Below are 18,948 nucleotides of genomic sequence, written 5' to 3'. Positions count from 1 at the left end.
ACTGTCTGAGTTTCCCGAATATTTCGGGAAACGAGTTTCGAGGATGTAGCGGAATGAGTTTTAGAACTGTCTAAAAATATCGTAGCAAGCGAAAGTTAGTCCTGTTTGTAACCCCTATTAATAAAGAGCCGCATGAACACCTTTTACAAGGCTGCCTATTTCATCTTCTCTTATTGTCCGTGCATCAAGCAAAAGCGCATTGTCTTTAACCCTCGCAATAATTGAAGGAGCCCCTTTTCTCAGCCTTTCCTCAAGGTCATTGACAGAGATATTGTCAGGGCTTATTAACACAGCATATGTCGGGAATTCTATCTCAGGCAATGAGCCTCCTCCTGCCTTTGACGTGTCCTCTGTTATCTCTATCTTTGCAGCCTTAACCTTTCTCTTCAACAGCAGCGCTATCTTTTTCGCCCTTTCCCTTATCCTCTCTGGCTTCTGGAGAAGCAGCTTAAGCGTAGGAATATTCTCTACGGCCTTATCTTCATCAAGATATTCCATAAGCGTTGCCTCAAATGCCGCAAGGGTGAGCTTGTCTATCCTTATCGCCCTTGTCAGAGGGTTCTTCTGGAGCTTTTCAATATATTCCTTTCTGCCAACGATAACGCCTCCCTGCGGCCCTCCGAGGAGCTTGTCACCGCTGAAGGTTACAATATCCACGCCGGACTCTACTACATTCTGAACCGCAGGCTCAGAATGTATTCCATAGGGTTTCAGGTCTATCATGCATCCGCTTCCGAGATCGTACATCACCGGGATGTGATATTTCTCTGAAAGCTTTTTTAAATCAGCAACAGGCACTTCCTCTGTGAAACCTGAAATCCTGTAATTTGACTGATGCACTTTGAGAATTAATGCCGTGTTTTCATTAATCGCATTTCTATAATCATACAGATGCGTCTTGTTCGTTGTCCCGACCTCTCTCAGGACAGCTCCGCTTAACGACATAATATCAGGCACCCTGAACGAGCCTCCTATCTCAACAAGCTCTCCTCTTGAGACAATTACCTCCTTGCCTTTTGCCAGAGCGCTAAGGCAGAGAAGAACAGCAGCCGCATTGTTGTTGACTATCAAGGCATCCTCAGCGCCTGTGATTTCCCTGAGGATTCTCGTGATATGGGCATATCTCTTTCCACGCCTGCCCGCCTCAAGGTTATATTCAAGATTGGAATAGCTCTCTGCAATTTTTCTTACATTATCAAGTATTTTCTCTGACAATACTGACCTGCCAAGGTTTGTGTGTATCACTATGCCTGTTACATTTATAACAGGCTGAAGGCTAAAAGCCGAAAGTTTTTCTATCTTCATCTCTATCTCGCCTGACATCCCTTCCACTGATACATCTGTGGAAGACGCTTCCATTATCTCTTTTCTCCTCATGTCAATAACATCCCTTATTGCCTGCAGAACATATTTTCTCGGATATGTCCTGCGCCACTTAGCGCCGTCATTGCTCTTGAGTACCTCATCAACAGACGGAAGTTCTTTAAGTAATTTCTGTTTTTCGCTCATGCAATTTTTCTAACACAATTGATGTGTATTGTCAATAATTACTATGTCAATTCGAAAAATGCATTAGCATCGACATGGATGTAAAAATCAACCGCATTTTTATGGAGGCATGCATGCCATTACTACTTTAAACTCATAAAAGCCAGCGCCTCAACATGATACGTATTGGGGAAAAAGTCTATCATGCGGAGGGAATCCACATTGTATCTTTCGCTGAACTTCTTCAAATCCCTCGCAAGCGTCGCAGGATTGCAGGAGACATAAACAATTTTCCCCGGAGACGAATCAAGGACTTTCCTTGCAACATCAGGATGCAGTCCCGGCCTCGGAGGATCCAGCAACACAATATCGAATTTCTCCTGAATCCTGTATCTCTCTGCCGATGAATTAATGAATTTGCAATTCTTTATGCTGTTTAATTTTACATTCCTCTGCCCGTCATCTGCCGCATGCCGGTTCTCTTCAACAGCCGCAACCTGAGATGCATATACTGCCAACGGCAGGGAGAAATTACCGGCTCCCGCATAAAGGTCAAGGACACGCATGTTTCCCAGCGGCTGCAGTTTATTTACTATTAACTCAACAACCTTTTTGTTAAGATTCCAGTGCGCCTGAAAAAAACTCCATGGAGTGACGGTATACTGAAGTCCGTTAAGGTCCAGCCTTATGTAATCTCTGCCTGTTGATTCTCCGGTCTCAAATGCAATGCCTGAAAATCCAATGCCGCTCATTATTTCCTCAATATCCTCTGCTGCGAGCTTTGACTTAATCAATGCATTTACGGCATCTCCGCAAGAGATATGTATCTCCTTTATCCCTGATAACTTCCTGTTATTCAGTTCCTTCACAATGAGGTTAATCTCCTTTATCATCAGCGGGCATTCCTCAACAGGCACAACATCCCTTGTGCCCTCTTTATAAAAACCTATCCTGCCCTCCTGTGAAATTTTAAACTGCCCCCTGTAACGATAGTTGTAATCCCTGTCCGTGAGAGCCGGGGACAGATGTGCTTCCATTTTCCCTATTCTGCTGACAGAATCAAGCAGTATCTCCTCTTTCATGGAGACCTGTCTTTCGTAAGATATGAATTGAAAATGGCATCCTCCGCAGGTGCCGAATACAGAACATGGAGGATTTATCCTGTAAGGAGAGGGCTCAATAATATTTGTGACTGCGCCGATGGAGTAATCTCTTTTCTTTTCGCTGATAGAAACTTCAACAACCTCATCCGGAACAGCTCCTTTTATAAAAATTACTCCGCTGTCACGCGCAATTACATAACCGCCATATACCGGGGATTGTGCCTTTATTATCTGTGACATTACTGTTTAGCCAGAAGCGTCCTTATTGTTTTTTTCAGCTCATCAAGGTCTGCTGACTTGACGATATACGCCTCCGAAGCCCAGACAGCAAAATCGTCCCTGTAGTCATACGCCGTAGACATTATGACAGGAAGCCTGGGTTTCTTTTCTTTCATTTGCCTAAGAAGCTTTATGCCGTCCACATCAGGCATTAATATATCCAGCGTGACAAGGTCCGGGTTTTCCTGAATAAACAACTCCATTGCCTTGGCGCCGCTGCCTGCCACAACAACTTCGTATCCCTCTTCTTCCAGCTCTTCTTTGTAAAGTTTCTGGATATGAATGTCGTCATCTACTACCAGCACTTTCTTCATACACCCTCCTTTTACAGATTTTACTCCCTTGCGAATAAAATTTCTAACCCGGCAGAAACACCCTGAATGTTGTCCCCTTGCCGGGTGCGCTGTCAACCTCTATCTTCCCTTTATGCTCTTCTATAATCCTTTTAGTGATTGCAAGTCCAAGCCCTGTGCCGGATAACTTTGTCGTGTAGAACGGATTAAAGATGAAAGGCAGATCTTTTTCATCTATGCCCGGGCCTGTATCGCTTATCTCTATGACTGCACTACTGTCTGCCGTATATGTCTTTATTGTAATTGTACCGTGAATCGCCACAGCCTGAATTGCATTATTAAATATATTAAGCAAGGCCTCTCGTATCCTGTTGGCGTCCACATAAATCTGAGGCGTCTCTCCTTTTTCGTTAAGAACTCTAATGTCCCTTTCCCTTAGCTGTGTCTGCATGAGCAATATCATATCGTCAACAAGCTCTCCGACATTAACCTTTTCTTTCATCAGCCTGGCTTCTTTCACAAACCCGAGTATCTCGCTGAGAATACTTTCAAGCCTGTCTACCTCTCTCGCTATAATGCCTGCATATTCTTTAAGATTGCCGTCAAGTTTCTTTTCAAGCCTTTTTGCAAAACCTCCGACCGATACAAGCGGATTTCTAATCTCATGCGCAACCTTTGCAGCAACTTCGCCTAGGGCAGCCATCCTCTCTGTTGCAACTAATTTTTCTCTCAGGTTATTTAACTCGGTAACATCCCTGACCACATGCACAGTCCCCATGAACTCTCCATTTGGGTTAAATACAGGAGAGACTGATGTCAGAAACATTCCTCCGAGATACGAATCTTTGACTTCTTCTATATATGCCCCCATCGTCTGAACAGTTTTGTGATGCGGACATTCAGAAAATGGTTCATCCATCCCGTGGAATATCCTGTAACATTTTTCTCCTATTATCTCTCCGGCAGATTTTCCGATTCTGTCAACAACTGCCTTGTTTACATTCCTTATCGTACAGTCTTTATCTGTAATATAGACCATATCCGAAATGGACCTGAAAATATTTTCAAGTTCCGCCTCTGCACGGGCTACCTGATCAAAGAGCCTTGCGCTTTCCACAACGCTCGCAACCTGATTTGAAAAACCGATAAGAAATTTCATATCCTCATCAGTAATCAAACGCCTCGTGAAGAGGTTATCCACCCACAATACTCCTATAACCCTGTCTCTTGAGATAAGAGGCACTACAGCGTGTGCATGGGTTCCGAGCTGCTGAATAAGAACAGCATCAGCCAGCGGTTTTCCCTTGACATCAGGGACATTAAAAGCCGTTTTCTCCTTAACAGCGCGCGTAAGTATAGTCTTTTCTTCAAGCGGGATCTCAATCCCCATGCTCAACCTGTCAAGGAATGAATCCTTTCCCAGAGGACCGGTTTCTATGTCATACAGAATATCAGGAAGCGTCTTTTTCTCCAGAGAAAGCTTCTCCCATACCTGCCAGGCCTCCTCAGAACTTGCAGGCCCGACACCCATAGCGCCCTTTATAGTTCCCTTTTTTTCATCAACAAGAAAAAGAATCGCCCTGTTGAAACCAAGGCCATCGCTCATTGTTACTGCAGTCAATATCATTCTGAGCAGCCTGTCAAGCTCAAGGGTGCCCCTCATAGCGGAACTTATAAAGAACAACCTTGAGAGTTCCTGGTTCATCCTTACAAGTTCCTTTTCAACGCGTTTTCTCTCGGAGATATCCCTTGTTATCCCGCTTATACCTATAACCTCTCCTGAAGTATCTTTTATGGGTGAAAGTGTCAGGCTGACCTCAATTATTGTGCCGTCTTTCCTTTGTCTCAATGTCTCTATATCTTTGAGCGTTTCTCCATTTTTTATTTTCCCTATGTATTCCTTCTCAGCGTCTACAAGGAACTGGGGGACAAACAGCAGGAATTTCCCCGCAGCCTCATCCGCTGTGTAGCCAAAGGTCTTTTCAGCGCCATAATTCCATGAAGTTATATTCCCATCGAGGTCAGAAGTGACTATCGCATCCGCGGAATTTTTTATCAGGCTTTCAAGATATTCCTTTGTCTGAGCCACCTCTTGCTTGCTGAGGCGTTCACTTTCATAAATCCTTGCCTTCTCTATGGCGACAGCTGCTATGGAGGCAAAGGTAGTCACTGTGTTCATATCGTCAGGCGAGAACGGCAGGATATTTCCCTCAGAGCCTGCCTTATCGTAGATGCCGAGGGTTCCCATTACCTTGCCTTCAACTTTAAGCGGCACACATATCACAGACTTCGCATTGATTAACGGCACTTGCATATCAGGAGGCATCGCTGCCACGTCTTCAACAAGCAGCGGTTCACCCTCTTTCGCAACCCATCCGGCTATACCGCTTCCCAGTGTGAGATCCATATGCTCTTTTAAATCCTCTGCCAGGCCATAGGAAGATTTTATTTTCAGGATATTGCCCTCCATCAGCAATCTTATAATGCAGCCCCTTGCGCCAAGCAGCCTTGTAATTTTCGATGTAACGGTCCCCAGTATCTCATCAATATCCATTGCAGATGTTACAGCAGTGATGAGTTCATAAAGGACCGTAAGCTTTTGAAGCTGATTCTTTGTTGATGCATAAAGCTCTTCATTGCTGACGCGAGACGCCTGCAACTTTCCGATCATTTCGTCAAATCTGCCCGCTATTATTCCAAACTCATCTCTCCTCCCGGAATCTATCCTGTAATCAAGTTCGCCTCCGCTTATTTTTTCTGTAGCCTTCATCAGGCCGTCAAACGGAGCCGTAATTATTCTTTTCATGATGATAATAAGAGACATAATTGCCAGTGAACTCAAGCCAAAAAGAACAACAAGATAAAAACCCATCTGCCTTTCAATTCTCTCGCCTTGCGCAATAGTATTAGTAAGATTCAATACTGATTCGCTATGAATAGCGCCGAGTTTCTCATAGGCCTCTCTCTCCTTATCTTTAAGCATGCGAAGCGCAAAAAGAACATGAATGTCTCCTACAGGCTGTTTTGCCGACATTATCGCGCTTGCAAACTCTTTCATCTTGTCAAAGTCGGCTCTTATGGCTCTCACTTCTTCTTTATTTCGCACAGCCTCAGGAAGCCCGTTAAAAAATGTATATGCTTCTTTAAGTCTCTGTTTATATTGCCTCTGAAATTTGACCTCGCCGGTAACAGTCCATCCTTCGGCAGCCATCACAACACTCACTATGGATGATTTCCAGTCCTCATGCAGGTTATGTTCCTTCATAAGCGATCTCTGGATGTCGAAAGTGCTGCTTAACCGGTTGAAAATAAGAAAGCTGCCTGCAATCAGCGCAGCGGTCAGCAGAAAGAAAACTATTGTAAAAACCGTCAGCTTACCCCTCAGGCTCATAATGTCCTCAGTATTGCCTCTTCATTCTTGCAACTTTATCGTACAGCTCTATATATTTCTTTGCAGAATCCGCCCATGAAAAATTCATCTTCATTGCGCTCCGGATCAGCTTTTTCCATCTTGCCTTATTGACATACACGCAGAGCGCTCTCTTCAGACAGCCCTGAAGCGCATCGGCAGTATAATCAGAAAATAGAAACCCGGTTCCTTCACCCTCAAGCGGCTGGTAATCCGATATTGTATCCGCAAGCCCCCCTGTCCTCCGTGCCGCAGGTATGGTCCCATACCTCATAGCAATAAGCTGGCCGATGCCGCAGGGTTCATATCTTGAAGGCATTAAAAATATATCAGCGCCGGCATATATGTTATGTGCAAGACTGTCTTCAAACCCTACTTTAACGTGAAGCCTGCCTTTGTACTTTTTTGCGGCAGATGATAATCTCCTGTGAAATATTTCATCACCCCTGCCGAGGATGATGAGATTTGCGCCTGCAGAAAGGATTTCATCAAGAGATTCCAGAATGAGGTCCAGCCCTTTCTGGCTGGACAGCCTGCCCACCATGCCTATGAGGGGCCTTTCAGCATCCGGCCTTATAGAACATTCTTTCAGAAGCTGAAGCTTGCACTCTTTTTTGCCGTCAATATCCTGAAGGCTGTAATTCCTTTTTATGAAGGCATCCGATTCCGGATTCCACTCTCTGCTGTCTATGCCGTTTACAATTCCCGTAAACACAGAAACCCTCTTCCTTAAAACGCCGTCAAGCCCGAATCCGTATTCCCTGCTCAGTATCTCTTTCGCATAATTATTGCTCACCGTGGTTATGGAATCTGCTGATATTAACCCCGCCTTTAAAAAATTTATCTTTCCGTAAAACTCTATCCCCTCAGGCGTGAACAGGTTTCTGTCAAATCCCGTAAGCGGCATATCTGACTGCGGAAATAAGCCCTGATAGCCCAAATTGTGGACTGTGATTATGGAAGCAGTCCTGTCAAAAAATTTATCTGAACTATATACGGTATTAAGATATAAAGGAATAAGCCCTGTCTGCCAGTCATTACAGTGAATTACATCAGGTCTAAATCCCAAGGCCCTGCATGTTTCAAGCACACCTCTTGAAAAAAATATAAACCGCGCTGCATTGTCGGGATAGTCACCGCGCGGTGTGCCGTAAATCTCTTCTCTGTCAAAGAACTCGTCGCACTCAATAAAATATGCTGAATTCTCATAACTGAATATCCTGCCTTTTACTTTCCTGTTTCCCAAAGGAACACTTATTTTTAAACCTGTATCCCTCAGCTTGAAATTCTCCCTGACTCTTCCATACAGAGGCACCACAAGATACGCCTCTTCCTTCATTTTCCTATACTCGTTCAGCAGCGCTCCGGTGACATCTGCGAGGCCGCCTGTCTTGGCAAAAGGGACTGCTTCAGGAGTTGCAATAAGTATCTTCATTGCTATATCTTAGCTTCTCTCATAAATTTTGCCGCTTCTTCAGGCGGTGTGGGGTTTATATAAAAACCCGAGCCCCATTCAAAGCCTGCGATCTTCGTCAGCTTTGGCATTATCTCAATATGCCAGTGGTAGTATTCGTTTGTCTCATTATAGAAAGGTGATGTATGGATAATAAAATTATATGGCGGAATATCAAGTATCCTGTCAATCTGCTTAAGTATTCTCTGCAGTATTTCTGCAAGTAATGAGAAGTCCTTATCCGGGGGGTAAAATGCCGATTCATGCCTCTTGGGTAAAATCCATGTCTCAAACGGAGCCCTCGGCGCAAAAGGCGCCAACGCGAGATAATCCTTATTTTCGTATATCACGCGCCTGCCGTCCTCAAGTTCCTGATTTATGACATCGCAGAAAATGCATCTTTCCTTAAAATTGAAATACTGTTCCGCCGCATCAACTTCTTCTTTGACAAGTTTGGGCACGATAGGAAGGGCGATAAGCTGGCTGTGCGTATGTTCAAGCGAAGCGCCGGCATCCTCGCCTTCATTCTTGAATATCAGGACATACCTGAATCTCCGGTCTTTCTTCAGGTCATTAAGTCTCATATAATAGGCCCACAACGCATCTTCAACCGCCTTTAAAGGCATGGTTGAGAGTGAAAGGTTATGCTCCGGCGTCTCTATCACAACCTCATGAGCGCCTATCCCGTTAATCTTGTCAAATATTCCCTCCCCTGTCTTGCTCAATTCTCCATGTATCTGAAGCGCAGGGAATTTATTAGGTACAACTCTCAAGGTCCAGCCCGGAGAATCCGGCAGAGTGCCCGGAGGCCTGAATGCCATTATCTCAGGCGGAGCAGTATGCTCATTGCCATGACAGAACGGACAGAAACCGCCTTTCTTCCTCTGTGAAGGCGATATAAAATCCGTCGGCCTCTTGCCCCTTTCGACAGAGATTATAACCCAGCGTCCGACAATCGGATCTTTTCTAAGTTCAGACATACACCCTCCAATTAAGAAATTCAAAAATCAAAAGTAAAAATTCAAAAGTAAGGAATTCATTAACTTTTAATTTCTAACTTTAAACTTTTAATTTTTATTATTATATCACAATAGGATATAATCCCCTATGAAACCGACTTTTCATCACAAACCCATAAACAGTCCCTTTGACGACCCGTGCGTATATGTCAGAGTGCTCAGGGAAAAACGGGCGCTTCTCTTCGACCTTGGCTATACAAACAGATTAAAACCAAACGATATCCAGAAAATAACAGACGTCTTTGTAACACATACCCATATTGACCATTTCATAGGGTTTGACAGTCTTTTAAGGGCGCTTCTGAGAAGAGAGGCTCCACTAAGGATATTCGGGCCTTCCAACATCACTGAGTGCATCGAAGGAAAACTCCGTGGATACACCTGGAACCTGATAAAAGAATATCCGCTGAAAATAGAGGCCTTCGGCATAAATGAAAACTATATCAGCCATGCAGGTTTTTATGCGGAGAATTGTTTTAACAAAACAGATTACGGTGAAAAACCATTTGACGGGACCTTATTAAAAGAAGGATATTTTGAGGTTAAAGCATCGTGCCTCACGCATCAGATACCATGCCTTGGCTTTTCCCTTGAAGAGGATTTTCATATAAATATTGATAAGGCAGCGCTGAACAGGCTGGCGCTTCCGGTAGGGCCATGGCTTTCAGAATTTAAAAGGGCTGTCAGAGAGAATGCAGGCGGGGACAGAGAATTTAAAATATCCGGCAGAATATATACCAAAAAAGAACTCATGGAAATCGCGATGATAACAGAGGGGCAAAAGATATCCTACGTTGCTGATTCCTCAATGGATGAGGAGAATATAAGAAAAATAATAACTCTCGTTAAAGATTCCGATACTCTTTATTGCGAGGCTTACTTTCTTGAGGAAGACAGGGAAAGGGCCATAGAGAGGCATCACCTCACTGCAAAAACCGCAGGAAGGATAGCGAGAGAGGCAGGCGTTAAAAACCTTGTTGTCATGCACTTTTCTCCAAAATACAGGGAATGCCCTGACGCGCCTGAAAAAGAAGCGCTGATGGAATATAATAAAGAATAATTCAAAATTTAAAATAAAAGAATTCCGAGATTTTGAATCTTGAATCTTGAATTTGTTTTGTTGCCGGGGTAGCTCAGTGGTAGAGCAGCTGATTCGTAATCAGCAGGTCGTGGGTTCAACCCCCATCCCCGGCTCCACATTACTTAAGATGATACTCTTCTAAGCTGTGACGAAATACAGGGCTACTATTTTAGCGTTCCTTTGCCTGCTGAAACTTTTAAAAATTGGCATTGAACGGGAAAAGATTAAAGTATCAGGAATGAAAACAGTCCCGACAAGTCGGGACTGTTTTTATTGGCTTAGAGTTTTGTAACGTTTGCTGCCTTTGGCCCCTTGGGGCTGTCAACAACATCAAAGCTCACTGCCTGCCCTTCAGATAGAGACTTAAAGCCATCTCCCTGAAGCTCAGAATAGTGAACAAAAACATCTCCGCCGTCTTCACTGGTTATGAATCCAAAACCCTTGGACTCATTAAACCACTTTACGGTTCCTTTTGCCACTGTGCTGTACCTCCTTATTAAAAAACTTCCGAAACTTCACTTGCTATTCTGGCACAGAATTCCTGAAAGGTCAACCCCATTAGAAACTATTGCGGGGGCTTGCCCCGTGTGAAGCGCTGCTTCTATCGGGGCAAGCTTTCTAACGGGGCCAATCCTTATTTCTTGTCTTTTGGTTTTTCCTTCGGTTTTACTTTTGGCGCCTCTTTTGGCTTACCTTTTGATTCATTAAGCCTTGTTATAACTGCGCCCGTAATATCAAGCTCTTTCTTGGCAGAAAGAACCACCTCGCTTCTTAATATAACCGCATATCCTTCCTCGTACCCGATAGCATCCACAATGTCGCTCACGTCTTTAAGAATTGCATTTGTAAGCTCAGTTTCTTTTTTTTGCAATTCTGCCCGTGCTTCAGCCACAAGCTTCTGAACATCCCTCTGAAGCTTTTCAAACTCCTCTTCCTTAGCCTTCTTTGCCTCGGCAGAAAGAACGGAAGACTGTTTGGCAATCTCTTCTTCAATTTTTTTTAGAGAATTGACCTTCTCTTCTATTACTGCCTTTTTTGATTTTTCAATCGCTTCAATGTCTGCCCTTGCCTTTTTGCCTGAGTCTGATTCTGCAAATATACGCGGTAAATCAACGAACCCTATCTTGAGCGCTTCAGCCGCTCCTGCAGGTGAGACATAAAGCAGGACTGAACACAATGTTAATAGCAATATCTTTCTCATTTTTCCTCCTTTTTAAACTTTAGTTATTGCGTTATCGCGATAAACTCTATAACGCTTTACGCTATAACGTATTTGCGCCTATTTAAAAAGCGCTGCCGAATGTAAATTCCCATTTGCTTTTACTTTCCCCTGTTTTTCTATTTAAATTATACCCCCATTCCAGCCTTATTGGCCCTATAGGAGAGAACCATCTGAAGCCTACTCCTGCCCCGTATTTAAGATCCTCAATGTCCTTAAAAGAATCAAAGGCCCTGCCGGCATCAAAAAATATAACCCCTTTAAATTTCAACTCGCTGACAAGAGGGAAGATATATTCTGTGTTAAATATAACCTGTTTTGTCCCGCCTATTACTTCGCCGTTTGCATCACGCGGCCCGCCCTCTCCCCAGCCGATACCTCTCACAGTGTAAATGCCTCCGACATAAAATCTCTCATAAAGAGGCAGCGGTTTATTGAATATTCCTGTTGCCTGGCCATATCGGCCTCTAAAAGCAAGTGTGGTCTCCTCTGTGACAGGGAAAAACCACGAGGAATCAACGCCGCTTTTCAGAAAGAAATTGTCTCCGCCAATTCCTGCATAAGTCACATACAGCATGTTTCTTGAGCCTGTGTGAGGGTCAAGATAATTATTTCGTGAATCCCTTGCAATTGCAGGCGTAATGCTGCTTGTTATTTTTTTGCCTTCCTGCTCTGTTATCTTCTCTGACGCCCCTGAGGCTATATTGAATATCGTCACATTCTCAAAGTTATATGTTACATCTGTTTTCCAGTATTCAGACAGGCTTTTGCCTAACAATACATCAAACCCCATAGCCTTTCTGTCGTATGCGGAATACTTTCTTGTTGTTTTATAGACATCGGTTCCGAATAAGAGTTCTTTGTCAAGAAACCAGGGGTCCCTGTATCCAAGGTTATATGTTGTGCTTCTGCCGCTGAATTCACCCTTTAATTTTATGAGCCGCCCTGTCCCGAAGAGATTGGCCTGCGTGACATCGGCAGTGGCTATAAACTTATCAACAGAGCTGTACCCGCCGCCCACGGTGAGAGAACCTGTTGGCTTTTCTTTCACCTTTACATCAATGTCCACAAGTTTCTCCTCCGGCTTAGGTTTAGGCTGCAGATCAACAGTTTCAAAGAAATTAAGGTTATTAAGCCTCTCATAGCTCCTCTTCAGAAGCGAACTATTAAATGTGTCTCCCTCATCAAGCCTGATCTCCCTCCTTATGACCTTATCCCTTGTCTTGATATTGCCTGATATATCTATCCTGCCTATTTTGTAAATATCCCCTTCATCTATTTTGAAGGTTATCTTAACCTGCTTTGCAGCATCATCAGGCACAATGTCAGGAGCAACATTCACAAGCGCATACCCTTTCTCCGAATGCATTTCTCCGAGCGCAGCCACGTCACTTCTCAGCATTGCCCTGCTGAATATATTCTTGGGAGCGGATTTTATCTTCTTCCTCAATTCGCTTTCGGGGAACGCCTTATTCCCTGTTATATCCACAGAAGATATCCTGTATTGCTCTCCTTCAGATATCATGATTGTAATTATCATGCCCTTTTTATCCTCTGTAAGGAGAATCTTGGGGTCAGATACAGCAACCTTTATATACCCTTTATTAAAGTAAAGGTTTCGTATCCTCTCAATATCAAAGCTCATCTCGTCTTTTTTATAGTACCCTGATGATGTCACGAAAGAGAACAGCCACCATTCACCTGTTTTTATTGTCTTTTTTATTTCCTTTTTTGAGATGGCCTTATTGCCTTCAATTACTATGGACTTTATCTTGACCTTAGGCCCTTCCTCTATTTGATATGTAAGCGTAACCTCATCATCATTCACCTTCTTCACAACAGGGACGATTTTTGACAGGTAGTAGCCTTCCTCTTCGTAGAAGGCACGCAGCTTGTCGGCATTATCCTGTATCAGGACGGTATCTGCTATAGAGTTTGCCGTTATTGTTATCTTCTCTTTCAAGTCTGAATCTTCCTGCTTCTTATTCCCCTGAAAGTCTATGCTTATAATCGTGGGTTTTTCTTTTATCAGGTATATAACCCTTACACCGCCTTCAAGCGGCTCTATCTCAACCTTGACGTCGTCAAAATAGCCCATCTTGTAAATGTCTTTTATGTCGTTTGTGGTCTTCTCCGAAGAAAGCGGTTCTCCTGTTTTCTGTGTTATCTTGGATTTCACGGCAGCTTCCTCTATCCTCTTAAGCCCCTTTACCTCCATAGAATTCACCAGAGGCAGAGAAATTTCCTCTGCTGAGACGCTGTCTGTCCCGCTTATAAACACTGCAAGCATTATAAAACAGAAAAAAAGTAAAGACGCTTTCCTCATCTTCAACTCCAGAAATACCTCTTTTTTGTCATTCCCGCAGTTATTAAGCGGGAATCCATTCTTTGTCTTTTATCTGGATTCCGCATCAAGTGCGGAATGACAGACTTACTGACATTTCCATATCCCTTGTGAGTTAAAAACTCATGAGGTTTTATGCTCACTCCTCTAAAGAATAGCTACAGCGTGTTAGTATAGCTTTCTAAAAGGGCGCGTGTAAATAAAAAAATCAAACAATATCCGTACGGTTCGGGTTAAAATTAAAATTACAATGATCTCACATAGAGTGAAAGTTCAGGAAAAGGATTCCGGCAAACGTATAGATGTATTAGCCGTTGAGGAAACAGGGATTACCCGTTCACAGATACAGAGACTCATAAAAAATGGGTTTCTGCTTGTTGACAGCAGGACTGTAAGCCAGAACTACAGGGTAAAAGCAGGTGACGTTATTGTATTAACTGCCGAAGATGAAAAACGGGAACATCTCATTGCAGAAGCAATCCCTGTTGAAATACTCTACATGGACGAACACCTTGTTGTAGTAAACAAACCATCAGGCATGGTTGTTTATCCGGCTGCCGGACATCGCAGCGGCACATTGATGAATGCCCTCTTCCACTACTGCGGGAAACTTGAAGCGCCGGGCGGCCCGCTGAGACCCGGCATTGTGCATAGGCTTGACAAAGACACATCAGGAGTAATGGTCGTTGCTCTTGACAGCGCCGCATACTACAACCTTGCGGAGCAATTCAAACAGCGGACAATAAACAGAAGATATGTTGCGCTTATCTACGGAAACCCAAAAGAAAACAGCGGGCAGATCAGCCTTGCCATCGGACGCTCTGAGACTGACAGGAAAAAGATGTCAACAAGGGTAAGGAGAGGCAAAGAGGCGCTGACAATATGGAAGGTAATTGAAAGATTCCGGCATACAGCATTTATTGAAGCAAAACTGCGGACAGGAAGGACACACCAGATACGCGTCCACCTTGCATCTATCGGACATCCCGTGCTTGGAGACCGCACTTACGGCAAAAAGATTGAGATGGAGACAAAAGAAAGAGAAAAACTGACATTTCCACGGCAGATGCTTCACGCTGAATCGCTTGGATTTATTCATCCTGTCACAGGAGAATACCTTGAATTCCACAGCCCCATGCCTGAGGATATGGAGGAAAGTATAAAACAGCTAAGAGGCTAAAATTCTTTCTCTATTTTAGGGATTGTGGTCCTAAGAACAAATCTGCCCTTTCCGTAATTCCCCTCCGGCTTTATAATAAGCGCAAGATAATAATCCTTATTTATCTTCCTCATTATAATTCCGCACTTATCGGAGATTATTGAAAACTCCTTCGCCTCGCCAAGCCCGAGCGTCTCGGCAGCATTGCCTATGTCCTTAATCATTGCAGATGCCTCTGCGCTCAGGTCTTCCAGATTAATAAGCTTCTCGCTGGCATATTCCTCAACAGGCATACCGTCCGAGCTTATTATCATAGCAGAAACTGCGCCGTCAACTTTCCCGACTGTTTCCTTAAGAACTTCTGAAAAACTCATCTTTTTTCTCCCTAAGCCTTTTACCAAAGGTTTCCAGTTTATCAATTACTGCTTCCTTGTCTTTCCCAAGTATCTTGAGCAGCATCCTTAATTCTTCAACTTTCTGCATAACATATTTATCCTGTGGATTAGCAGACAACATCTCCCTGTAAATACTCATTGCCTTCAGGTAATTATCTTCCGATATAAACAGATCTGCATCCTTCAGGCTATATCTGTCTTTGTCTTCCTTTTCAGGCAGCCTCTCTGCTACAGGCGCTTTTTCTTCCTTGAGAGTCTCAAAAGAAGAAGGAGGCTGTGCTATATCTTGCTCCCCGAATATCGCGGCATAGGACCTTACTTCCTTTTCCGCCTCTTCCATATCTTCATCCGAAATAACCTCTTCACCAAAAACACCTTCCGGCTGAGTACCCTCTCCAGCCTTCGTATCCGCCTCAGGCGGAGAAGCTAATTCGTCTTGCCCTGCTATAGACCTCTTAAATTCCTCAAACTCATCTCCATGCGGAGACTGTAAAGGTTCTTCCGCAGGGAGAACTTCAACTTCTTCTGCCCTGATTGTTTCTTTACCCGCCGTTTGTGTGGAGGGCTCAACAGCTTCATTACCCTGCACAGAAAATTCTTCAGGAGCGGATTCCGGCGCTGTTATGCTCTCCTCTTGTACATGGCCTCTCTGAAGAGTCTCAAGATTTGAGACAGCGTCATCATCAAAAGGGTTCAGTTTGAGCACTACCCTGTATTCTCCTATCGCCCTTTCTTTTTCTCCTGTATCCCTGTATATCTCGGCTAATTTCTTATGCGCAAACAGGTTATCGGGTATCACTGATATCACCTTCTCGAATTCTTCCTTTGCCGCAGGCGCCATCTTTTTCTCAAGATATATCTTGCCGAGTGATACCCTTGCGCTTGTATATCCCGGCTGGCTGGTGATTCCGGTCATCAGGACAGATATGGCCTCATCAAGCATCCCTGTTTTTCTGTATTCTTCAGCAAGAGGGACGAAAAGCTTTGAGTTGGGATCCCTCTTCACTTTCTCTTTTAATTTATCAATATCTTCAAATGCCATTTTCTTATAAAAAAAGCTTAACAGAACGTCTGAAAAAGTTCAAGCCTATACTGTTACCGAAAAATAGACATAGAAGGTTGTCATTGCGAGCAAAGCGAAGCAATCCCGTAGTTTCTGATGAGATTGCCACGAACCCTTCGGGTTCTCGCAATGACAGATAAATCAACGGGTTCATAATTCTATGTCTATTTTTCGGCTGTTAACTCCACACCCCCTCTATTGCCGCACCGCAGCTTAAACACTTCCCGTCTTTTATCCTGTTTTCTTGAATGCTGAAGCCGAATCTCCGGATAAGCAGTTCCCTGCAATTCGGGCAATAGGTATTCTCGCCTCCTTCGCCCGGCACATTCCCTTCATAAACATACTTAAGCCCTGTGTCAAAGCCCATCTGACGCGCCCATCTCAGCGTCTTGATAGGAGTGCGCGGCGCATCTGTTAACTTATAAGTTGGATAGAACTGTGTAACATGCCACGGGATGGCAGGGTCAACAGATTTTATGAATTCGGCAATGCTCTTCAAATCTTCCTCCGCATCGTTATAACCCGGGATTATCAATGTTGTAACCTCCACCCATACGCCAAGCTCTTTCATAAGCCTTATCGTATCCCTGACAGGCTCAGCTTTTGCCCCGCATACCTCCTTATAAAACTTCTCGCTGCCTTTGAGGTCAATGTTGTTCCCGTCAAGATACGGCGCAATAGCCCTTACGCTTTCAGGCGTCATGAACCCATTGCTGACAAATACATTCTTTATCCCCTTTCCTTTTGCAAGCATTGCACAGTCATATGCGAATTCAAAAAATATCGTAGGCTCTGTATATGTATAAGCTATGCTCTTGCACCCGTATCTCTCTGCCATGTTCACTACCTCTTCAGGCGTCATATCCTCTCCGGGTATCGGAACGTCAGGCCTTTCCCTCGGGAACTGGGATATCTCATAGTTCTGGCAGTGCCGGCACCTCAGGTTACATCCTGCTGTTGCTATGGAGAAGGAAGATGAGCCCGGCAGGAAATGGAAAAGCGGTTTTTTCTCTATCGGGTCTGCATTAGAAGCGACAACCTTGCCGTATACGAGACTGAAAAGAGCGCCGTCCAGGTTCTCCCTGACAGCGCATATCCCCCGTTTTCCGCTCGAGATAAGACACCTGTGGCTGCAGAGAAAGCATCTTACCTTTTTATCGCCGAGTTTCTCGTAAAGCATTGCCTCTTTCATCTGAAAATACCTCTTTCACCCTCCCCCGCGCCCCCTCCCATCAAGGGCGGGGGATATAAATGTGGAATCCCTCCCATCAGGGAGGTACTATTAATTTCCCTCTCCCCCGCGGGAGAGTTATCCCGTCATGTTCCCTCTCCCCTTGTGGGAGAGGGTTAGGGTGAGGGGTCATGATGTTTCATAATTGGATTATAGCAGAGTCTCAATTGACTTAAAAGATGCAGATGTGCAAAATAAAATATTACACATGGAGGTAAAAGATGCCGATTTACGAATATAAATGCAGTAAATGCAAAAGGTCATTTTCAGTCCTGCAAAAAACAGGGACATCAGAGAAAGATACAAGATGCCCTGATTGTGGTTCTAATGTTGTAAAAAAACTGCTGTCCGCGTTCTCATGCTCTGCTGCCGGAGGCGATACATTCAGCCCCTCTGCTTCAGGCAGGGCATGCGGTGGCGGCGGTGGCTGAGGAGTCTCTTCCTGCTGAGCCGTGAGCTCGGCAATTACAAAGAGCAGGGATTAGGTTTTGGGGATTAGGGATTAGCAAAGTGACGATTAATTTTACAAAGATGCACGGCATCGGCAATGACTTCATCCTCATTGACTGCATTACGCAGAAGTTCAAAGTTAAAAGTGAAGAGTTAAAAGTTCTAAGCAAAAAACTCTGCCACAGGCAGTTCGGCATAGGCGCTGACCAGATGCTCCTGCTTTATCCGTCCGGAACCGCTGATTTCAAGATGCGGATATTTAACGCTGATGGCAGCGAGGTGGAGATGTGCGGCAACGGCATAAGATGCCTTGCCGGATATATCTGGAGCAGAAGGTTATCCGGAAAAGCCATTCTTAATATTGAAACACCCGCAGGCATAATAAAGTCTGAAAAAAAAGGCGCTATGGTAAGGGTTGACATGGGAGAACCGGTTTTTGAACTTGAAAAAATACCGGTAAAAATAAATTCAAAATTCAAAATTCAAAATTCAAAACTCCCTACGGGTCGGATAGACTTAACTCCTAACTCTAAACTAATCATTGACTATCCCTTAAAGATTGAGGACAGGGAGTTCAAAATAACCTGTGTCTCTATGGGCAATCCTCATGCTGTAATAGTTGTTGACAACGTTATGGCTTTCCCTGTAACTTATTACGGGCCGCTGCTTGAAATGCATGAGATTTTCCCTAAAAGAACTAACGTAGAATTCATAGAGATATTAAACCGCTCGGAGATAAAAATGAGAGTATGGGAAAGAGGCGCCGGCGAGACAATGGCATGCGGCACAGGGGCATCTGCCGTTGCTGTTGCCTCCAGCCTCAAGGGGCTTACAAAGAAGAATGTTACAGTACATCTCGCAGGAGGGGATTTAATTATTGAGTGGGCCAAAGATAACCATATTTATATGACAGGTACTGCAGAGGAAGTATTTACAGGGCAGATAAATATTAAATTATAGGG

The 18,948-nt window shown here is 44.1% G+C and carries 16 protein-coding genes and 1 tRNA gene; 5 read left to right on the top strand and 12 right to left on the bottom strand.

What is annotated here, in order from left to right; genetic code table 11:
* Positions 1–117 precede the first annotated feature (117 nt).
* The 6 genes from HY035_01920 to galT form a co-directional block, all read right to left on the bottom strand.
* A complete protein-coding gene (locus HY035_01920) occupies positions 118–1,509 on the bottom strand; it encodes an L-seryl-tRNA(Sec) selenium transferase (GenBank protein ID MBI3377147.1) in 1,392 nt (463 codons plus the stop codon).
* 122 nt (positions 1,510–1,631) lie between these two features.
* Positions 1,632–2,831: a class I SAM-dependent RNA methyltransferase gene (locus HY035_01915; GenBank protein ID MBI3377146.1), complete on the bottom strand. Its 1,200-nt coding sequence runs from the start codon at positions 2,829–2,831 to the stop codon at positions 1,632–1,634.
* Entirely contained in the window at positions 2,831–3,184 is a 354-nt protein-coding gene (locus HY035_01910) for a response regulator (GenBank protein ID MBI3377145.1), read from the bottom strand. Before HY035_01910 ends, HY035_01915 begins: the two co-directional genes overlap by 1 nt.
* Positions 3,185–3,227: 43 nt before the next feature.
* A complete protein-coding gene (locus HY035_01905) occupies positions 3,228–6,554 on the bottom strand; it encodes a PAS domain S-box protein (protein MBI3377144.1) in 3,327 nt (1,108 codons plus the stop codon).
* 7 nt (positions 6,555–6,561) lie between these two features.
* Positions 6,562–8,007 carry a glycogen synthase GlgA gene (gene glgA / locus HY035_01900; protein MBI3377143.1) on the bottom strand — a complete coding sequence of 482 codons (1,446 nt, stop codon included), beginning with the start codon at positions 8,005–8,007 and terminating at the stop codon, positions 6,562–6,564.
* A 2-nt stretch (positions 8,008–8,009) separates the two neighbouring features.
* On the bottom strand, positions 8,010–9,005 hold the full coding sequence (gene galT / locus HY035_01895; protein MBI3377142.1) for a galactose-1-phosphate uridylyltransferase: 996 nt from the start codon (positions 9,003–9,005) through the stop codon (positions 8,010–8,012).
* A 127-nt stretch (positions 9,006–9,132) separates the two neighbouring features.
* Here galT and HY035_01890 point away from each other — a divergent pair, with 127 nt between their 5' ends.
* Together HY035_01890 and HY035_01885 are read left to right on the top strand one after the other, a co-directional pair.
* Positions 9,133–10,104 carry an MBL fold metallo-hydrolase gene (locus HY035_01890; protein ID MBI3377141.1) on the top strand — a complete coding sequence of 324 codons (972 nt, stop codon included), beginning with the start codon at positions 9,133–9,135 and terminating at the stop codon, positions 10,102–10,104.
* Between the two features lie 62 nt (positions 10,105–10,166).
* Positions 10,167–10,241 (top strand) — tRNA-Thr (locus HY035_01885).
* A 162-nt stretch (positions 10,242–10,403) separates the two neighbouring features.
* Here HY035_01885 and HY035_01880 read toward each other — a convergent pair.
* From HY035_01880 to bamA, 3 genes are all read right to left on the bottom strand, one after another.
* Complete coding sequence (locus tag HY035_01880) at positions 10,404–10,604, bottom strand: cold-shock protein (GenBank protein MBI3377140.1); 201 nt, start codon at positions 10,602–10,604, stop codon at positions 10,404–10,406.
* Between the two features lie 155 nt (positions 10,605–10,759).
* The gene (locus tag HY035_01875; protein MBI3377139.1) at positions 10,760–11,326 is read right to left on the bottom strand and encodes an OmpH family outer membrane protein; all 567 of its coding nucleotides are present in this window, start codon (positions 11,324–11,326) and stop codon (positions 10,760–10,762) included.
* An 82-nt stretch (positions 11,327–11,408) separates the two neighbouring features.
* A complete protein-coding gene (gene bamA / locus HY035_01870; protein ID MBI3377138.1) occupies positions 11,409–13,670 on the bottom strand; it encodes an outer membrane protein assembly factor BamA in 2,262 nt (753 codons plus the stop codon).
* 268 nt (positions 13,671–13,938) lie between these two features.
* Between bamA and HY035_01865 the strand changes: the two genes are divergently transcribed.
* A complete protein-coding gene (locus HY035_01865) occupies positions 13,939–14,868 on the top strand; it encodes an RluA family pseudouridine synthase (GenBank protein ID MBI3377137.1) in 930 nt (309 codons plus the stop codon).
* Here the strand turns inward: HY035_01865 and HY035_01860 are convergent.
* The 3 genes from HY035_01860 to amrS all read right to left on the bottom strand — a co-directional run bounded on the left by HY035_01860 (position 14,865) and on the right by amrS (position 17,497).
* Entirely contained in the window at positions 14,865–15,221 is a 357-nt protein-coding gene (locus tag HY035_01860) for a roadblock/LC7 domain-containing protein (GenBank protein ID MBI3377136.1), read from the bottom strand. The genes HY035_01865 and HY035_01860 overlap by 4 nt on opposite strands.
* The gene (locus tag HY035_01855) at positions 15,199–16,284 is read right to left on the bottom strand and encodes a hypothetical protein (GenBank protein MBI3377135.1); all 1,086 of its coding nucleotides are present in this window, start codon (positions 16,282–16,284) and stop codon (positions 15,199–15,201) included. The genes HY035_01860 and HY035_01855 overlap by 23 nt, the downstream gene beginning before the upstream one ends.
* A 199-nt stretch (positions 16,285–16,483) precedes the next feature.
* Positions 16,484–17,497 carry an AmmeMemoRadiSam system radical SAM enzyme gene (gene amrS, locus HY035_01850; GenBank protein ID MBI3377134.1) on the bottom strand — a complete coding sequence of 338 codons (1,014 nt, stop codon included), beginning with the start codon at positions 17,495–17,497 and terminating at the stop codon, positions 16,484–16,486.
* 260 nt (positions 17,498–17,757) lie between these two features.
* Between amrS and HY035_01845 the strand changes: the two genes are divergently transcribed.
* Both HY035_01845 and HY035_01840 read left to right on the top strand, forming a co-directional pair.
* Positions 17,758–17,967, top strand: a complete 210-nt coding sequence (locus HY035_01845) for a zinc ribbon domain-containing protein (GenBank protein ID MBI3377133.1) — start codon at positions 17,758–17,760, stop codon at positions 17,965–17,967.
* 85 nt (positions 17,968–18,052) lie between these two features.
* Positions 18,053–18,946, top strand: coding sequence for a diaminopimelate epimerase (locus tag HY035_01840; GenBank protein MBI3377132.1), 894 nt, complete (start codon positions 18,053–18,055; stop codon positions 18,944–18,946).
* Positions 18,947–18,948: the final 2 nt, after the last annotated feature.

Source organism: Nitrospirota bacterium, from assembly GCA_016195565.1.
Lineage (GTDB): Bacteria > Nitrospirota > Thermodesulfovibrionia > Thermodesulfovibrionales > UBA1546 > UBA1546.
The sequence above is the reverse complement of the archived record's forward strand: the minus strand, read 5'-3'. Positions and strand labels throughout refer to the sequence as shown.